We start from the raw sequence: 16870 nt of genomic DNA on the forward strand, positions 1-16870 counted from the left end.
GGTACGCAACGGCGAAGGAGCCCCTGATGACCGTGGACCACCCCGGCGGGCCCGGATCGCACCCGGACGCCGCCCCCCTCGACGAGAGCGGGGCCGAGGATTTACTGCGCGGCATATGTTTCAAGACGGGCCCCCCGCGAACGGTCGGGGTGGAACTCGAATGGCTCATCCACGACCGGGAACATCCTGAGCTGCCGGTCGGGCGGGAGCGGCTGGAGAGCGCCGTCGCGGCGGTGCGGGCGCTGCCGCTGAGCGCGGCGCTGACGTTCGAGCCCGGCGGGCAGCTGGAGCTCAGTTCCCAGCCGGCCGGCTCGCTCATGGAGTGCGTCGAGACCACCGCGGCCGATCTGGCGGCGGTCCGCGCCGCGCTCGGCGCGGCCGGGCTCGCGCCGGTCGGGCTCGGCGTGGACCCGTGGCGACCGCCGCGCCGCCTGCTGCGGGAGCCCCGTTACGCCGCGATGGAGGCCGCGCTGGACCGCGTGGGTCCGGCCGGGCGGGCGATGATGTGCACCTCCGCTTCGGTCCAGGTCTGCCTGGACGCGGGCGAGGAGGAGCCGGGGCCGCTGGGTCACGGGCGGCGCTGGCAGCTCGCGCACCTGCTGGGCGCGGTGCTGGTGGCGGCGTTCGCGAACTCTCCCTACCGGCGGGGCCTCCGTACCGGCTGGCGTTCCACCCGGCAGTCGCTGTGGGCCGATCTCGACCCGGGCCGCACGCTCGCGCCGCGCCCCGGGCCCACGCCTCGCGAGGAGTGGGCCGCGCATGTGCTGGACGCGGCCGTGCTGTGCATCCGGCGCGACGAAGGGCCCTGGGACGTCCCCGAACGCCTCACCTTCCGCCGGTGGATCCGTACCGGGTCGCCCAGGCCGCCGACGCGGGCCGATCTCGACTACCACCTCACCACGCTGTTCCCGCCGGTCCGGCCGCGCGGCCATCTCGAACTGCGCATGATCGACGCGCAGCGCGGCCCCGAGGGGTGGGTGGTCCCGCTCGCGGTCGCCACCGCCCTGTTCGACGACCCGGAGGCCGCCGAGTCGGTGTACCGCGCCGTGAAGCCGCTGGCGGAGACGGCGGGGCCGGGGGCGGCCCCGCGCAATCCGCTCTGGACGGCGGCGGCCCGCGAGGGCCTGGCGGACCCGGAGCTGCGGGCCGCGGCCGTGGCCTGTTTCGGGGCGGCGCTCCCGGCGCTGGAGCGGATGGGCGCGAGCGACGCGGTGCGCGGAGCGGTGGCCGCTTTCGCCGACCGTTATACGGCCCGGGGCCGATGTCCGGCCGACGATCTGCCCGAACCGGACGCCCTGACCGATCCGGCTCTGCTGACCGGGCCGGCTCTGCTGGACGCTCCGGGCCTGCTCGCCGCTCCACCCGGGCCGACCGGCCACGGCGTGCCGCGCCGCACGGCCGAGCGGCCGCCGTACGACCCCGAGAGCCCTGTCCCCGGGCCGCCGACGGCCCCGCCGCACCCCGGAAAGGCGGCTTCCGCATGACCGAACGCCATGAAGTCCCCGAAGGCCGTGCGGCCACCGGGCGCCGACGCTCCGACGGCTTCGATCCGGCCCGCTCCCCCGCGGCGGCCGGCTTCCCCGTCGCGCCGGACATCGATCCGGAAGCCCTGCGGCGGCGCGCCCTCGACGCGCTGGTGAGCGCGCGGGAACGCACCGCCCTCCTCACCGACAGCGTGGACGACGGCGAACTGACCGCCCAGCATTCCCCGTTGATGTCACCGCTGGTCTGGGACCTGGCGCACATCGGCAACCAGGAGGAGCAGTGGCTGCTGCGGGCGGTCGGCGGCCGGGAGGCACTGCGACCGGAGATCGACGGCCTGTACAACGCCTTCGAGCACTCGCGCGCCGCGCGTCCCTCGCTGCCGCTGCTGGCCCCCGCCGAGGCCCGGACGTACGCCTCGGACGTCCGGGGGCGGGCCCTGGACCTGCTGGAGGCCGCACCGCTGCACGAGGGAGGACGCCCGCTGGAACGGGCCGGGTTCGCCTTCGGCATGATCGCCCAGCATGAGCAGCAGCACGACGAGACGATGCTGATCACCCATCAGCTGCGCACCGGTCCGGCCGCGCTGACCGCTCCGCCGCCGCCCGGCCCCGTCGACGGCGGGAAGCTGCCCGACGAGGTCCTGGTCCCCGGGGGGCCGTTCACCATGGGGACCTCCACCGAGCCGTGGGCCCTGGACAACGAACGCCCCGCGCACGTGCGCGAGGTGGCGGCCTTCCACCTGGACGCCTCCCCGGTCTCCTGCGGCGCGTATCTGCGCTTCATCGAGGAGGGCGGGTACCGGGACGAGCGCTGGTGGGTTCCCGAGGGCTGGGCCATGGTCCGCGAACACGGCCTGGAAGCACCGCTGTTCTGGCGGCGGGAAGCGGGCCGGTGGCTGCGCCGGAGGTTCGGGGTGACCGAACCGGTGCCGGACGACGAGCCGGTGCTGCACGTCAGCTGGTACGAGGCCGACGCGTACGCCCGCTGGGCGGGGCGGCGGCTGCCCACGGAGAGCGAGTGGGAGAAGGCCGCCCGGCACGATCCGGCCTCCGGCCGGTCCCGGCGCTATCCGTGGGGCGACGAGGACCCGACCCCGGAGCACGCCAACCTGGGGCAGCGCCATCTGCGTCCGGCGCGGTCGGGGGCGTATCCGCAAGGGCGGGCGCCTTCGGGGGCCGGGCAGTTGATCGGTGACGTGTGGGAGTGGACCGCCAGCGACTTCCTGCCCTACCCGGGGTTCGCGGCGTTCCCCTACCGGGAGTATTCGGAGGTGTTCTTCGGCCCGGGCCACAAGGTGCTGCGCGGCGGTTCGTTCGCCGTGGACCGGGTCGCCTGCCGGGGCACCTTCCGCAACTGGGACCTTCCGGTGCGGCGGCAGATCTTCTCCGGATTCCGCACCGCGCGGGACGCCTGATGTGCCGTCACATCGCCTATGTGGGCGATCCGGTCGCGCTCGGCGAGGTTCTCCTGCTGCCCGAGCACGCGCTGGTGCGGCAGTCCTGGGAGCCGCGCATGCAGCGGCACGGCACGGTCAACGCGGACGGTTTCGGGGTCGGTTGGTACGCGGACGGGGATCCGGCGCCGGGACGTTACCGCCGCCGGGGCCCCGTATGGGGCGACGAGACGTTCACCGACCTGGCCCGGGTGGTCCGCAGTCGCGCGCTGCTCGCGGCCGTACGGGACGCCACCGAGGCGGGCGCGGACGGGGAGGCCGCCGCCGCGCCGTACGCCGCCGGGCGGCTGCTGTTCAGCCACAACGGGGCGGTGAGGGGCTGGCCCGGATCGCTCTCCGGCCCGGCCGCCGCCCTGCCCGCCGAGCGGCTCCTGTCGCTGGCCGCCCGCAACGACTCGGCGCTGATATGGGCGCTGATCCGCCACCGGACCGACGCGGGGGGCGACGTGCCGGACGCCGTCGCGGAGACCGTCCGCGAGGTCGCGGCCGCCGCGCCCGGATCCCGGCTGAACCTCCTCGTCACCGACGGCGCCACGATCACGGCGACCGCCTGGGGCGACACCCTCTGGTACCTCACGGAGCCGGGCCGCCGCACCGCGGTCGCCTCGGAGCCGTACGACGACGACCCGCTCTGGCGCGAGGTCCCCGACCGCACCCTGCTGGTCGCGACCCGCACGGACGTCCTGCTCACCCCGCTCAAGGAGCCCACCGCGTGAGTCCTTTCCTGCTGACCCGCACCCTGCCGGAGGACGCGACGGGCGCGGCGCTGCGCGCCGACGTCCTCACCGGTCTGACCCGGCGCCCCAAGTCGCTGCCGCCGAAGTGGTTCTACGACGCCCGCGGCAGCGAGCTGTTCGAGGAGATCACCCGGCTGCCGGAGTACTACCCGACCCGCGCGGAGCGGGAGATCCTGGAGGCCCGCGCCGGGGAGATCGCCGCTGCTTCGGGGGCCCGGACCGTGATCGAGCTGGGCTCGGGGTCCTCGGAGAAGACCCGTCACCTGCTGGACGCCCTCCCCGGCCTGCACAGCTACGTCCCGGTGGACGTGAGCGAGAGCGCGCTGACGGGGGCGGCCGAGTCGCTGCTCGCCGAACGGCCCGGACTGTCCGTCCACGCGCTGATCGCCGACTTCACCGGCGGCCTGGCCCTGCCGGGGACGCCGGGCCCCCGGCTGGTGGTCTTCCTGGGCGGCACGATCGGCAATCTGCTGCCCGAGGAGCGGGCGGCGTTCCTGCGGTCCGTGCGGGCCCTGCTCTCCCCCGGCGACGCGCTGCTCCTCGGTACGGACCTGGTGAAGGACGAGGAGACGCTGGTGGCCGCGTACGACGACGCGGCCGGGGTGACGGCGGCGTTCAACAAGAACGTGCTGAACGTCGTCAACCGCGAGCTGGGGGCCGACTTCCCGCTCGGCGACTTCGACCATCGCGCGGTGTGGAACCCGCGGGACCGGTGGATCGAGATGCGGCTGCGGGCCCGGCGCGCGCTGAACGTCAAGATCCGGGAGCTGGACCTCGTGGTGCCGTTCGAGGCCGGTGAGGAACTGCGTACGGAGGTGTCGGCGAAGTTCCGGCGGGAGGACGTCCGTGCGGAGCTGGAGGCCGCCGGCCTGCGACTGGCTCAGTGGTGGACGGACGCGGCCGGCCGGTTCGCCCTGTCGCTTGCCACGGCGGTCTGAGGGGGCCGGCGGGGCTGCCGGGCCCGAGGACGGCCGCCCGGGCCCCGCGGGCCAGGGCGCGGCGCCCCGCCTCCCGGCTCGCGGGGATCGGCGCGAGGACGTCGAGGCGGGCGGTGAGCCCGGCCGCCCGCACCACCCGCCACAGGGAGGCGGCGAGCGGGTCGGCCCCGACGAACGCGACGGCCCCGGCGGCCGGTCCCGTGGCGTGCCGCGCGGTGCGGTAGGCGATGCGGACCGGCCGGACCGTCGCGTCGGCGTCGATCGCCGCCTGGAACACGGCGGGCCGGAACGCGCCGCCGCCCCGGCCGCACCAGGTGCTGCCTTCGGGGAAGACCACGACCCGGGAGCCGGAGCGCAGGGCGTCGGTGACGGCCCGGACGGCGGCGGGCAGGGCGCGCAGCCGGTCCCGGTCGATGAACAGGGTGCCGCCGAGCGCGGCGAGCGGGCCGAGCACGGGCCAGCGCCGGATCTCGCTCTTGGCGACCGTCCGGCCTGGCAGCACGGAGGCGATCAGGGGGATGTCGAGCCAGGAGATGTGGTTGGCGACGACGAGTTCGCCGCCCGCGACCGGGCCCGGGGCGTGGCTCCGGACCGTGACGCGTACGCCGAACGCCCGGACGACGGTCCGCGCCCACCGCCGGGTCAGCCGGGTGCGCGTGCCCGCCCCGAGCAGCCGGACCAGGGGGAGGCACGTCGCCCCGAGGAGGACCAGTCCGCATCCCGCCAGCAGCCGCAGGGCGGCGGGCAGCGGGGCGCGCGCGGCGCCGGTGTGCCGGGCGCAGCCCTCCGGGGTGCAGGGGGCGGCGGGCAGCCAGGGGCTCATCGCAGCGGGGCCAGCGAGAGGAAGTGGCGCAGGTAGCGCGGGTCGGCGCGGCGCATCGAGAGCAGCACGTAGAGGTCGGCGACGTTGAAGTCGGGGTCGTACGCCGGGGCCCCGCAGACCTGGGCCCCGAGCCGGAGGTAGCCGCGCAGCAGCGGCGGGAGGCCGGCCCGGGGGCCGGTCTCCGGGCCGTGCGCGGAGGAGTCCCAGAGGCGGTGCGGGGTGACCCGGTGCTCCGGGAGTGCGAGGTGGGAGGCGCGCACGGTGTTCCAGCTGCGGGCGGCCCGCGCGCCGCCGTCGGCCAGCGGCAGGGAGCAGCAGCCGGCCAGCCAGGTGTGGCCGGTGCGCTCCATGTAGCGGGCGAGTCCGGCCCAGAGCAGGGCGATGACCGCACCGTCGCGGTGGGCGGGGTGGACGCAGGAGCGGCCGACCTCCACGAGGTCGTCGCGGATCGGGGCGAGCCGGGTCAGGTCGAACTCGCTCTCCGCGTAGAGGCGGCCGGCGAGCCGGGCCCGGTCCGGCGGCAGCAGCCGGTAGGTGGCCACGGTCTCCCCGGTGGCGGCCTCCCGGACGAGGAGGTGGTCGCAGTACGCGTCGAACGCGTCGCCGTCCAGGCCGGGTTCGGGCCCCTCCAGCCGGGCGCCGAGCTCTCCGGCGAAGACGAGGTGACGCAGGCGCTGAGCCGCGCGTACGTCCTCCCGGCCGGTGGCGAGAAAGACCCGGTAGGCGGGGGCCGGGGCGCCGGCGGGGTGGGGAGCGGGGGCCGGGGCGTGGGAGGGAGCCGGGATCGGAGCGGCGGGAAGCACGGTCATGGCGGTCTCCGGTGACGGAAGCGGTCAGGGGCCGGGCCGTCGCGGGCGCGACGTGCCGGCCTCTCACTTCTTCCGTCACCGCCTGGATTCGACGTGACCGCCGCGGGGAGGGCGGATGTGCGAAGGCTGAATCCCAGGAACGCGGGGTCCCGGCGCGAGTCCCGGGGGCGTGGGCCCGGCGGGGACGCGGAGCGTCCGGGGACGCCCGGGCCTCCGGGGACGGGGGCGGGGCCCGGGAGCACCGTCTTCCCCCCGAAGCCGCCGTCCCGGCCGCGGGCGGCGGGGAGCGGCGTGCGGGAGGGGTCAGCCGCTGCCGGTGAGCAGGGCGGTGACGCGCTCGGACGCGGCCTTGGCCTCCCGGGCCGGGTCGCCTCCCTCGAGCACGGCCGTCATGTAGGGCTTGATCGGGTTCTCCGCCTCGACCCTGGCCCAGTGGGACGAGTTGGGGGTGGCGCGGCCCCGGGTGGCGCCCTCCGCCATCGCCGCTGTGCCCTCGTCCCCCTCGATGACATGGGCGAGGCTCGGTTTGTTGGGCACGTAGCTCATGCTCCGGGCCAGTTCGGTCTGCCACTTCTCGCTCGCCAGCGCCTTGACGACGGCGATGCCCTCGCTGCGCTGGTCGGCGTTCTTCGGGACGATGAGGTCGGAACCTCCGGTGAACACCGAGCCGGGGGCCTTGGCGGTCTTTCCGGGGATGGGGAAGTAGCCCAGCTTGCCCTTGAGTTCGGGGTTCTTCTGCTCGATGAGCGCGGCGCTGCCGGGAACCGAGATGATCTGGGCGACATCGCCCTTGGCGAACACGTCGGTCTGCGGGGGCTTCTCCTCGTCGGCGTCGGTGGGACCGTCGCCGAGCGCCTGGAGCTTCTGGTAGAACTTCATGCCCGCCAGGGCCTCGGGGGTGTCCAGGGCGCCCTGCCAGTCGCCGCCGTTCTCGTCGGCGAGTTCGCCGCCCTCGTCCCAGATGAATCCGGCGAGCACGTACCAGTTCTGGCCTGCCAGGTAAATGCCCTGGTCGCCCCCGCTGTTGAGCTTCTCGGTGGCGGCGATCCACTCGGCGCGCGTCTTCGGGGCGGAGTCGATTCCCGCCTTCTCGAAGATGTCCTTGTTGTAGATCACCACCCGGTTGGCCGCGTACCAGGGGATGCCGTACTGGATGCCGTTGATGCTGCCGGGCTGGGCGAGGCCGGGCAGCCAGTCCTCGCTGCCGAGGTCGCGCATCGACTCCAGGGTCAGGTCGCGCAGCCCGCCGCTCTCCGCGTACTGGGCGACCTGGGTGTTGCCGACCTCGATCACGTCGGGGGCGTCGTCGCCCTCCAGGGCGGAGAGGACCTTGGGGCCGATGCCGCTCCACTCCTGGACCTTGAACTCCAGCTCGACCGAGGGGTTCTCCTCCTCGTACGAACGGGTGAACTTGTCGAGGAAGCCGGACGAGACGCTGTCCTTCATCAGCCAGACCGTCACCGTGCGGTCACCGCTGCCCGAGCCCGATATGTAGCCGCATCCGCCGAGTGCGACGGATGAGACAAGCGCGATGGCGCCGGCCAGTATGCGGTTCTTCACGTGGTCACCTTCTGCGAAACGGCACTACGGAATCACGACCCGGTGTGGGGGATTGCGGGCGTCGCTCGCACGGGTGGTTGGCTGAATTTTGGTATGGACCATTCGGGAGGTCAAGGTGCGTACCTGTTCGGATTTCATCCGATCTCTGCCCTCGCGGGACACCACGAATTGATGCAACGTGGTCACAGGAGAGGAGATAAATCATGTCAAATCACACCTATCGGGTCACCGAAATCGTAGGAACCTCCCAGGAGGGCATCGACGAAGCGATCCGGAACGGCGTCGCGAGAGCGGCGGAAACGTTGCACAATCTCGATTGGTTCGAAATCAACCAAGTTCGCGGACATATCGAGGATGGCCGAATCGCGCACTATCAGGTCGGTCTGAAGGTGGGCTTCCGCCTCGACGAGAACGCCTGATCTCCTCATGAACGCCTGATCAGGTACGGCCCTCCCGCTCCTGGGCGTCCTTCAACACGGCCGACGGGTCGGCCCAGCGGGCCCGGACCACGGAAAATCCGGCCACTTCGGCCGCATCGCAGACCAGTTCGTCGTCGTCCACCAGCACCCGCACCCGCCCCGAGCGCCCCAACCGCTTCAGGACGTCCAGCTTCGTCCGGCGCGCGGGGCGCCGGTCGTCGTTGCGCCGCATGAGCAGTTCGCCCTCGGGCAGGCCCTGACGGCTCAGCCAGCGCAGGGTGTCGCGGCGGCACCGCTCGGGCCGTCCGGTCAGATAGACGATCGCGCACTCCTCGGCGCTCGCGTGCGCCATCCGTACGCCCTCCGGGAGCGGCGGGTCGTCCGGGGCCGCCGCGAAGAAGCCGGCCCAGTCGCGCCGCGGGCCCTCCAGGAAGTGCTGCCGGTGCGCGGTGTCCGCGAGCGTGCCGTCCAGGTCGAATACGGCCAGCGGCCGTGCGTCGTCGTCCACTCCCCCAGCTTAGGAAGCCCGCCCGCGGGAATCCTGGGCGGGCTGCGGTGTTGAAGAGAGCGTGAACGCGCTGATCGCCTCGACCCGCTTCTCCGTCCTGGACCGCTCCCGCACCCGTGAGGGCCACGACGCCTCCCGGGCGCTGCGGGACACCGTGGAACTGGCCCGGGAGGCGGAGGCGCTCGGTTTCCACCGCTTCTGGGTCTCCGAGCACCACGGCGTGCCGGGGGTCGCGGGGTCCGCGCCGACCGTGCTGGCCGCCGCCGTCGCCGCCGCGACCTCCGCCATCCGCGTCGGCACCGGCGGGGTGATGCTGCCCAACCACCGGCCGCTGGTCGTCGCCGAGCAGTTCGGGGTGCTCGCCTCCCTCTTCCCCGGCCGGATCGACATGGGGCTCGGCCGCTCGGTGGGGTTCACCGAGGGCGTCCGCCGGGCGCTCGGCCACGGCAAGGAGGACGCCGAGGACTTCCCCGGGCGTCTCGCGGAACTGCTCGGCTGGATCGACGGCTCCCAACGGGCCCACCCCCGGGTGCACGCCCGTCCGGCGGAGGGCCTGGACATCCCCGCGTACGTCCTGGCGGTCGGGGAGGGCGCGGCGGTCGCCGCGGCCGCCGGGCTGCCCCTCGTCATCGGCGATCTGCGCGGCCGGGACAAGGTGCTGCGCGCCGTCGAGGTCTACCGCCGCGACTTCCGCCCCTCCGCCCGCGCCGAGCGGCCCGAGGTGATCGTGGCCGGCACGGTGGCGGTCGCGGCCACCGAGGAGGCGGCCCGCCGGCTGCTCGTACCGGAGGCGTGGGCCATGGCGTACTCCCGTACGCACGGGGAGTTCCCTCCGCTGGCCCCGGCCGAGCGCGTCGAGGCCCTCGCCATGACGGCCAAGGAGCGGGCGCTGTACGAACGGGGGCTCGACGGGCACGTCCACGGCACCGAGGAGCAGGTGGCCGCGCAGTTGGAGCGCGCGATCGAGGAGACGGGGGCGGACGAAGTGCTCGTCACCACCAGCACGTACGACCGCGAGGCGCTGGTGGAATCGCTGCGCGGACTCGCCAGGATCGCCCGCTTGCCGGACCGCGGGTGCGGGGCCGGCCCCGCACCCGCGCGCCGACGCCCGATAGAGGCGGGGCCCGGTGGCCGGACGCCGGCCTCGGCTCGGCCCCGCAGGGCCCCTACCGGCGCCGACGCCTAGAATCGAACTGTTTGTCCCTTCAGGCGTCAGACCCCACCTGTACGGAGCCGAGCCCTATGCCCTCCCCTCACGATCCGTACGTCCGGGTGCGCGGCGCCCGCGAGCACAACCTCAAGGACGTGCGGGTGGACATCCCGCGCGACACCCTGACCGTCTTCACGGGCGTGTCGGGGTCCGGGAAGTCCTCGCTGGCCTTCGGGACCATCTACGCGGAGGCGCAGCGGCGCTACTTCGAGTCCGTCGCCCCCTACGCACGACGGCTGATCCACCAGGTGGGCGCGCCCGCCGTCGGGGAGATCACCGGGCTGCCGCCCGCCGTCTCGCTGGAGCAACGGCGCTCGGCCCCGGGGGCCCGGTCGTCGGTGGGGACGGTGACCACCCTCTCCAACTCGCTGCGCATGCTCTTCTCCCGTGCGGGCGACTATCCGCCGGGGGCCGAGCGGCTGGACTCCGACTCCTTCTCGCCCAACACGGCGGCGGGGGCGTGCCCGGAGTGCCACGGGCTCGGGCGGATCCACCGGACGGACGAGGGGCTGCTCGTCCCCGACCCCTCCCTGTCGATCCGCGAGGGGGCCGTCGCCGCCTGGCCGGGCGCCTGGCAGGGCAAGAACCTGCGGGACGTACTGGACGCCCTCGGGTACGACGTGGACCGGCCGTGGCGCGAGCTGGACGCGGAGGACCGGGAGTGGATCCTGTTCACCGACGAGCAGCCGGTGGTCACGGTGCATCCGGTGCGGGAGGCCGGGCGGATCCAACGCCCTTACCAGGGCACGTACATGAGCGCCCGGCGCTATGTGCTGCACACCTTCGCCGACACCAGGAGCCGGTCCCTGCGGGCGAAGGCGGAGCGCTTCCTGACCAGTGTCCCGTGTCCGGTGTGCGGCGGTAGCCGGCTGCGGCCGGAGGCGATGGCGGTGACGTTCGCGGGGCGTACCATCGCGGAACTGGCCGGAATGCCGCTGTCGGCGTTGGCCGGGGTGCTGGCGGAGGCCGGGGGCGAGGAGACGGCCCGGGTGCTGACCGCTGATCTGCTGGCGCGGATCGGGACGGTGACGGAGCTGGGACTGGGCTATCTGAGCCTGGACCGGACGGCTCCGACGCTCTCCTCGGGCGAGCTGCAACGGCTGCGGATGGCCACCCAGCTGCGGTCGGGCCTGTTCGGCGTCGTCTACGTCCTGGACGAGCCGTCGGCCGGGCTGCACCCGGCGGACACCGAGGCGCTGCTCGGCGTGCTGGGCCGGCTGAAGGAGGCCGGGAACTCGGTCTTCGTGGTGGAGCACCAGATGGACGTGGTGCGGCGGGCCGACTGGCTGGTGGACGTGGGCCCGCTGGCCGGGGAGCACGGGGGGCGGGTGCTGCACAGCGGGCCGCCCGAGGGGCTGGCCCTGGTCCCGGAGTCGGCGACGCGCCGCTTCCTCTTCCCCGGGGAGGAGCCGGACAAGCCCCTGCGGCGGAAGCGGACGCCCTCGGGGTGGATCCGGCTCACCGGGGTGGAGCGGCACAATGTGCGGGGCGTCGACGCGGCGTTCCCGCTCGGGGTGTTCACGGCGGTGACCGGTGTCTCCGGTTCGGGCAAGTCGACGCTGGTGGGCCAGGTGCTCGCCGGGGTGCTGGCCGACCGGCAGGCGGGCGAGGAGCCCGGGACGGGCGACCTGTACCGCGCGACGGCGACCGGTCTGGAGGCGGTGGACCGGCTCGTCCAGGTGGACCAGAAGCCCATCGGCCGCACGCCCCGGTCCAATCTGGCCACGTACACCGGCCTGTTCGACGCCGTGCGCAAGCTGTTCGCGCGGACGGAGACGGCGCGGGAGCGGGGGTACACGGCAGGGCGGTTCTCGTTCAACGTGAGCGGCGGGCGGTGCGAGACCTGCCAGGGCGAGGGCTTCGTCTCGGTGGAGCTGCTGTTCCTGCCGAGCACGTACACGCCGTGCCCGGACTGCCACGGCGCGCGGTACAACCCGGAGACCCTGGAGGTCGCCCTGGAGGGGCTGACGATCGCCCAGGTCCTCGACCTGACCGTGGAGTCGGCGGCGGAGTTCTTCTCCGGTACGCCTGCCGCCGAACGTCCGCTGCGGACCCTGCTGGACGTGGGGCTCGGCTACCTGCGGCTGGGGCAGCCGGCCACGGAGCTGTCGGGCGGCGAGGCGCAGCGCATCAAGCTGGCGGCGGAGCTCCAGCGCGCCCGGCGGGGGCACACGCTGTATCTGCTGGACGAGCCGACGACCGGGCTGCATCCGGCCGATGTGGAGGTGCTGATGCGGCAGTTGCACTCGTTGGTCGACGCGGGGAACACCGTGGTGGTCGTGGAGCACGACATGGCCGTGGTGGCGGGCGCGGACCACGTGGTGGACATGGGTCCCGAGGGCGGGGACCGGGGCGGGCGGATCGTCGCGGCCGGCACGCCCGAGGAGGTGGCGGCCACCGCGGGAAGCCGTACGGCGCCGTACCTCGCGAAGGCGTTGCGCCGCTGACCGTCGCGTTCCCGGCTCCAGCCGGGCCGGGGCCGGGAACGCGACGGATCGGCTTCCGCGTCAGCGGCGGACCTTGCGGGCGGCCCGCAGCCACTCCTTGTTCATCGCGGCGATCGACGGCAGCGGGATGCCCTTGGGGCAGGCGGTGGCGCACTCGCCGGCCAGGGTGCAGCCGCCGAACCCCTCCTCGTCCATCCGGGCCACCATGTCCAGGACGCGGGTCTCGCGCTCCGGCGCGCCCTGCGGAAGGACGTTCAGGTGGTTGACCTTGGCCGAGGTGAACAGCATCGCCGAGCCGTTGGGGCAGGCGGCGACGCAGGCGCCGCAGCCGATGCACTCGGCGTGCTCGAAGGCGAAGTCGGCGTCGGGCTTGGGCACCGGGGTCGCGTGGGCGTCCGGGGCGGTGCCGGTGGGGGCGGAGATGTAGCCGCCGGCCTGGATGATCCGGTCGAACGAGGAGCGGTCCACGACCAGGTCCTTGATGACCGGGAAGGCGGAGGCCCGCCAGGGTTCGATGTCGATCGTGTCGCCGTCGGAGAACGACCGCATGTGGAGCTGGCAGGTGGTGGTGCGCTCCGGGCCGTGGGCGTCGCCGTTGATGACGAGACTGCACGCGCCGCAGATGCCCTCGCGGCAGTCGTGGTCGAAGGCGACGGGTTCCTCCCCGGCGAGGGCGAGTTCCTCGTTGAGGGTGTCGAGCATCTCCAGGAACGACATGTCGGCGGAGATGCCGTCGACTTCGTAGGTGGCCATGGCGCCGGGTGTGGCGGCGTCCTTCTGACGCCAGACGCGCAGGGTGAGCTTCATGCGTAGCTCCGCTGGGTGGGGTGGACGTACTCGAAGACGAGGTCTTCCTTGTGCAGGACGGGGGCGTCGCCGGTGGCGGTGAACTCCCAGGCGGCGGCGTAGGAGAACTCCTCGTCGCGGCGTTCGGCCTCGCCGTCCGGGGTCTGGGACTCCTCGCGGAAGTGGCCGCCGCAGGACTCGGCGCGGTGGAGGGCGTCGAGGCACATCAGCTCGGCGAGTTCCAGGTAGTCGACGACGCGGTTCGCCTTCTCCAGCGACTGGTTGAACTGCTCGCCGGTGCCGGGGACCTTGATGCGCCGCCAGAACTCCTCGCGGATGCCGGGGATCTTCGCGAGCGCCTTGCGCAGGCCGTCCTCGGTGCGGGCCATTCCGCAGTACTCCCACATGAGTTCACCGATCTCGCGGTGGAAGGAGTCGGGGGTGCGGTCGCCGTCGACGGAGAGCAGCAGGTGGAGCCGGTCCTCGGTCTCCGCCACCGCCTCGGCGACGGCGGGGTGTGCGGCGTCGACGTCCTCGGTGTGCGGGTTGCGGGCGAGGTAGTCGTTGATGGTGGACGGCAGGACGAAGTAGCCGTCGGCGAGGCCCTGCATCAGGGCGGAGGCCCCGAGCCGGTTGGCCCCGTGGTCGGAGAAGTTGGCCTCGCCGATGGCGAAGAGGCCGGGAACGGTGGTCTGGAGGTCGTAGTCGACCCAGAGGCCGCCCATCGTGTAGTGCACGGCGGGGTAGATCCGCATCGGGACCGTGTACGGGTCCTCGTCGGTGATCCGCTGGTACATGTCGAAGAGGTTGCCGTACTTCGCCTCCACCGCCTTGCGACCCATCCGGTCGATGGCCTCCGCGAAGTCGAGGTAGACGCCCTGCCCGCCGGGGCCGACGCCGCGCCCCTCGTCGCAGACGTTCTTGGCGGCGCGGGAGGCGATGTCGCGGGGCACCAGGTTGCCGAAGGAGGGGTAGACGCGCTCCAGGTAGTAGTCGCGCTCGTCCTCGGGGATCTGATCGGCGGGGCGGGTGTCGCCTTTGGCCTTGGGAACCCAGATGCGGCCGTCGTTGCGGAGCGACTCGCTCATCAGGGTCAGCTTGGACTGGTGGTCGCCGGTGCGCGGGATGCAGGTGGGGTGGATCTGGGTGAAGCAGGGGTTGGCGAAGTACGCGCCGCGGCGGTGGGCCCGCCAGATCGCGGTGGCGTTGGAGTTCATGGCGTTGGTCGACAGGTAGAAGACGTTGCCGTAGCCGCCGGTGGCGAGGACGACCGCGTCGGCGAAGTAGGTGTCGATCTTCCCGGTGACGAGGTCGCGGGCGACGATGCCGCGCGCCTTTCCGTCGACCACGATCAGGTCCAGCATCTCGGTGCGGGCGTGGAGTTCGACGCCGCCCGCGGCGATCTGCCGGGACAGCGCCTGGTACGCGCCGAGGAGGAGCTGCTGTCCGGTCTGGCCGCGCGCGTAGAACGTACGGGAGACCTGGACGCCGCCGAAGGAGCGGTTGTCGAGGAGGCCGCCGTACTCGCGGGCGAAGGGGACGCCCTGGGCGACGCACTGGTCGATGATCTCGACGGAGATCTGGGCGAGCCGGTGGACGTTGGACTCCCGGGCGCGGAAGTCGCCGCCCTTGACGGTGTCGTAGAACAGCCGGTGGACGGAGTCGCCGTCGTTGCGGTAGTTCTTCGCGGCGTTGATGCCGCCCTGGGCGGCCACCGAGTGGGCACGGCGGGGCGAGTCCTGGAAGCAGAACTGGACGACGTGGTAGCCCTGTTCGGCGAGCGTGGCGCCGGCCGCGCCGCCGGCCAGCCCGGTGCCGACGACGATGACGGTGTGTTTGCGCCGGTTGGCTGGGTTCACGAGCTTCGCCTGGAAGCGGCGGGTGTCCCAGCGTTCGTGGACCGGGCCCGCGGGGGCCTTCGTGTCGACGACGGGCTCGCCCGTGCGGTACTGCGTGTAGTCGGGCATGTCAGCTCACCACTCCGGTCATGACGGCGACGGGTACGGAGACGAAGCCCACCGTCAGCACCGCCGCGAGGAGGTCGGCGAGGGTCTTCAGGATGCGGTCGCGGGTCGCGTTGCCGACGCCCAGGGTCTGCGCGGCGCTCCAGAACCCGTGCCGGACGTGCAGGCCCAGGGCGAGCACCGCGACGATGTAGATCGCGTTGCCGTACCAGGTCGAGAAGGTGTCGACGACGTTCCGGTACGGGCGCCCGGCCTCGAAGCCCGGGTGCACGGTGCCGGTGGTCAGGTCGAGGATGTGCCAGACGATGAAGAGCGCGAGGATGACCCCGCCCCAGCGCATGGTCCGGGTGGCGTAGCTCGCGCGGGGCTTCTGGTGGACGTACTTGGCCGGGCGTGCCCGGATATCGCGCCGGCTGAGCTGGTACGCGCAGACGCCGTGCAGCACGACGGCGGCGACGAGCCCCGTCCGGACGATCCAGAGCGCCCACTCGTGATGCAGGACGGGGGCGCCCATGGTGCGCAGCCAGTGGGCGTAGCCGTCGAACTCGCCGGGCCCGAAGAAGATCTTCAGGTTGCCCGCCATGTGGGCGACGAGGTATCCGAGCATGACCAGACCGGTCACGGCCATGATCGTCTTCTTGCCGACGGTCGAGTTCCAGAGCGTACGCGTCATCGACGGCCGTCGGTCCGTCCGCGTTGCCAATGCCATGCACACGACCGTAGGGGGCGGGGTGCCGATCAGTCCAAGACATGGTCTGGCTGATCTCCATAGGCAGAGGCTATCGACCCACGGTATCGTCGGCTCGTGCACTTCCAGCAGCTCACCTATTTCGTGGCCGTCGCCGAGACCAGGCACTTCACCCGGGCCGCCGAGGCGGTGCACGTGTCGCAGCCCTCGCTCTCCCAGCAGATCAGGTCGCTGGAGACGGAGTTGGGCGCGGACCTGTTCAGCCGCGCCCGGGGCAACATCACCCTCACCGACGCGGGCGAGGCGCTGCTGCCGCTGGCCCGGCGCATCCTCGCCGACGCGGAGACCGCGCGCCAGGAGGTCCAGGAGGTGGTGTCGCTGCGCAGCGGGCGAGTGCGGCTGGGCGCCACGCCCAGCCTGTGCACCGGACTGCTGCCGGATGTGCTGCGCGCCTTCCACGACCGGCACCCGGGGGTACGGCTGCTGCTGGAGGAGGGCGGCTCGCACGACCTGGTACGCCAGCTGGCGCGGGGGGCGCTCGACCTGGCGCTGGTGGTGCTGCCCCTGCCGGCCGCCTCCCCAGCGCTGACCACGGTGGAGCTGCTGCGGGAGGACCTGGTGGTGGTGTCGGCGTCGACGGAGCCACCCCCGGGGCGGGGCGGCCCGATCCGGATCGCGGACCTGGAGGGGGCGCCGCTGGTGATGTTCCGGCACGGGTACAACCTGCGGGAGCTGACGCTCGCCGCGTGCCGCGCGGAGGGCTTCGAGCCCTCGTTCACCGTCGAGGGCGGCGAGATGGACGCGGTGCTCGGTTTCGTACGGGCGGGGCTCGGCATCGCCGTGGTGCCGAGCATGGCAGCCGCCCGGGCGGGGCACGACCTGCGCCGGACCCGGTTGGCGGGCGAGGGGCTGCGGCGCACGATCGCCCTGGCGCACCGCAGCGACGTGGACCCGCCCCGGGCCGCGCGCGAACTCCAGCGGATGCTGCTGGAGCACCGTCCGGCCTCCGGCTGACCGGCCGGGGCGCGAGGGCCCCGGCCGGG

The 16870-nt window shown here is 73.3% G+C and carries 14 protein-coding genes and 1 pseudogene; 8 read left to right on the forward strand and 7 right to left on the reverse strand.

From position 1 onward, the window contains the following. Window positions 1–26 precede the first annotated feature (26 nt). From egtA to egtD, 4 genes are read left to right on the forward strand one after another with little or no spacing between them, the layout of a single operon-like run. Entirely contained in the window at window positions 27–1484 is a 1458-nt protein-coding gene (egtA, locus tag AMK24_RS23035; RefSeq protein ID WP_073770744.1) for an ergothioneine biosynthesis glutamate--cysteine ligase EgtA, read from the forward strand. Beyond that, window positions 1481–2899: an ergothioneine biosynthesis protein EgtB gene (gene egtB, locus AMK24_RS23040; protein WP_073770745.1), complete on the forward strand. Its 1419-nt coding sequence runs from the start codon at window positions 1481–1483 to the stop codon at window positions 2897–2899. Before egtA ends, egtB begins: the two co-directional genes overlap by 4 nt. Then, window positions 2899–3654, forward strand: a complete 756-nt coding sequence (gene egtC, locus AMK24_RS23045) for an ergothioneine biosynthesis protein EgtC (RefSeq protein ID WP_073770746.1) — start codon at window positions 2899–2901, stop codon at window positions 3652–3654. Before egtB ends, egtC begins: the two co-directional genes overlap by 1 nt. Further along, window positions 3651–4613 carry an L-histidine N(alpha)-methyltransferase gene (gene egtD / locus AMK24_RS23050; protein WP_073770747.1) on the forward strand — a complete coding sequence of 321 codons (963 nt, stop codon included), beginning with the start codon at window positions 3651–3653 and terminating at the stop codon, window positions 4611–4613. The genes egtC and egtD overlap by 4 nt, the downstream gene beginning before the upstream one ends. On the opposite strand, the pseudogene AMK24_RS23055 reads toward egtD, so the two are convergent. The 3 genes and pseudogenes from AMK24_RS23055 to AMK24_RS23065 all read right to left on the reverse strand — a co-directional run bounded on the left by AMK24_RS23055 (window position 4556) and on the right by AMK24_RS23065 (window position 7805). Next, window positions 4556–5436: pseudogene (locus tag AMK24_RS23055) on the reverse strand (lysophospholipid acyltransferase family protein). The gene egtD and the pseudogene AMK24_RS23055 overlap by 58 nt on opposite strands. Further along, window positions 5433–6245 carry a GNAT family N-acetyltransferase gene (locus tag AMK24_RS23060; protein WP_073770748.1) on the reverse strand — a complete coding sequence of 271 codons (813 nt, stop codon included), beginning with the start codon at window positions 6243–6245 and terminating at the stop codon, window positions 5433–5435. Before AMK24_RS23060 ends, AMK24_RS23055 begins: the two are co-directional and overlap by 4 nt. Window positions 6246–6548: 303 nt before the next feature. After that, window positions 6549–7805 carry an extracellular solute-binding protein gene (locus AMK24_RS23065; protein ID WP_073770749.1) on the reverse strand — a complete coding sequence of 419 codons (1257 nt, stop codon included), beginning with the start codon at window positions 7803–7805 and terminating at the stop codon, window positions 6549–6551. Between the two features lie 203 nt (window positions 7806–8008). Here AMK24_RS23065 and AMK24_RS23070 point away from each other — a divergent pair, with 203 nt between their 5' ends. Then, window positions 8009–8224, forward strand: coding sequence for a dodecin (locus AMK24_RS23070; RefSeq protein WP_073770750.1), 216 nt, complete (start codon window positions 8009–8011; stop codon window positions 8222–8224). Between the two features lie 19 nt (window positions 8225–8243). On the opposite strand, the gene AMK24_RS23075 is transcribed toward AMK24_RS23070, so the two are convergent. Beyond that, window positions 8244–8732, reverse strand: coding sequence for a phosphatase domain-containing protein (locus AMK24_RS23075; protein WP_073770751.1), 489 nt, complete (start codon window positions 8730–8732; stop codon window positions 8244–8246). A 70-nt stretch (window positions 8733–8802) separates the two neighbouring features. Here AMK24_RS23075 and AMK24_RS23080 point away from each other — a divergent pair, with 70 nt between their 5' ends. Together AMK24_RS23080 and uvrA are read left to right on the forward strand one after the other, a co-directional pair. Further along, window positions 8803–9918: an MsnO8 family LLM class oxidoreductase gene (locus AMK24_RS23080; RefSeq protein WP_384579214.1), complete on the forward strand. Its 1116-nt coding sequence runs from the start codon at window positions 8803–8805 to the stop codon at window positions 9916–9918. A 56-nt stretch (window positions 9919–9974) separates the two neighbouring features. Next, window positions 9975–12389: an excinuclease ABC subunit UvrA gene (gene uvrA / locus AMK24_RS23085; protein WP_073770752.1), complete on the forward strand. Its 2415-nt coding sequence runs from the start codon at window positions 9975–9977 to the stop codon at window positions 12387–12389. Between the two features lie 60 nt (window positions 12390–12449). Here the strand turns inward: uvrA and AMK24_RS23090 are convergent, their stop codons facing one another. The 3 genes from AMK24_RS23090 to AMK24_RS23100 are packed head-to-tail and all read right to left on the reverse strand — an operon-like array spanning window position 12450 to window position 15812. Then, on the reverse strand, window positions 12450–13196 hold the full coding sequence (locus tag AMK24_RS23090; RefSeq protein ID WP_073770753.1) for a succinate dehydrogenase/fumarate reductase iron-sulfur subunit: 747 nt from the start codon (window positions 13194–13196) through the stop codon (window positions 12450–12452). Next, window positions 13193–15142: a fumarate reductase/succinate dehydrogenase flavoprotein subunit gene (locus AMK24_RS23095; RefSeq protein ID WP_073770754.1), complete on the reverse strand. Its 1950-nt coding sequence runs from the start codon at window positions 15140–15142 to the stop codon at window positions 13193–13195. Before AMK24_RS23095 ends, AMK24_RS23090 begins: the two co-directional genes overlap by 4 nt. A gap of 1 nt (window position 15143) precedes the next feature. After that, window positions 15144–15812, reverse strand: a complete 669-nt coding sequence (locus AMK24_RS23100) for a succinate dehydrogenase cytochrome b subunit (protein WP_073770755.1) — start codon at window positions 15810–15812, stop codon at window positions 15144–15146. A gap of 132 nt (window positions 15813–15944) precedes the next feature. Here AMK24_RS23100 and AMK24_RS23105 point away from each other — a divergent pair, with 132 nt between their 5' ends. Continuing rightward, complete coding sequence (locus AMK24_RS23105; RefSeq protein WP_073770756.1) at window positions 15945–16841, forward strand: LysR family transcriptional regulator; 897 nt, start codon at window positions 15945–15947, stop codon at window positions 16839–16841. Window positions 16842–16870 lie beyond the last annotated feature (29 nt).

The organism is Streptomyces sp. CB02366, from assembly GCF_001905905.1.
Lineage (GTDB): Bacteria > Actinomycetota > Actinomycetes > Streptomycetales > Streptomycetaceae > Streptomyces.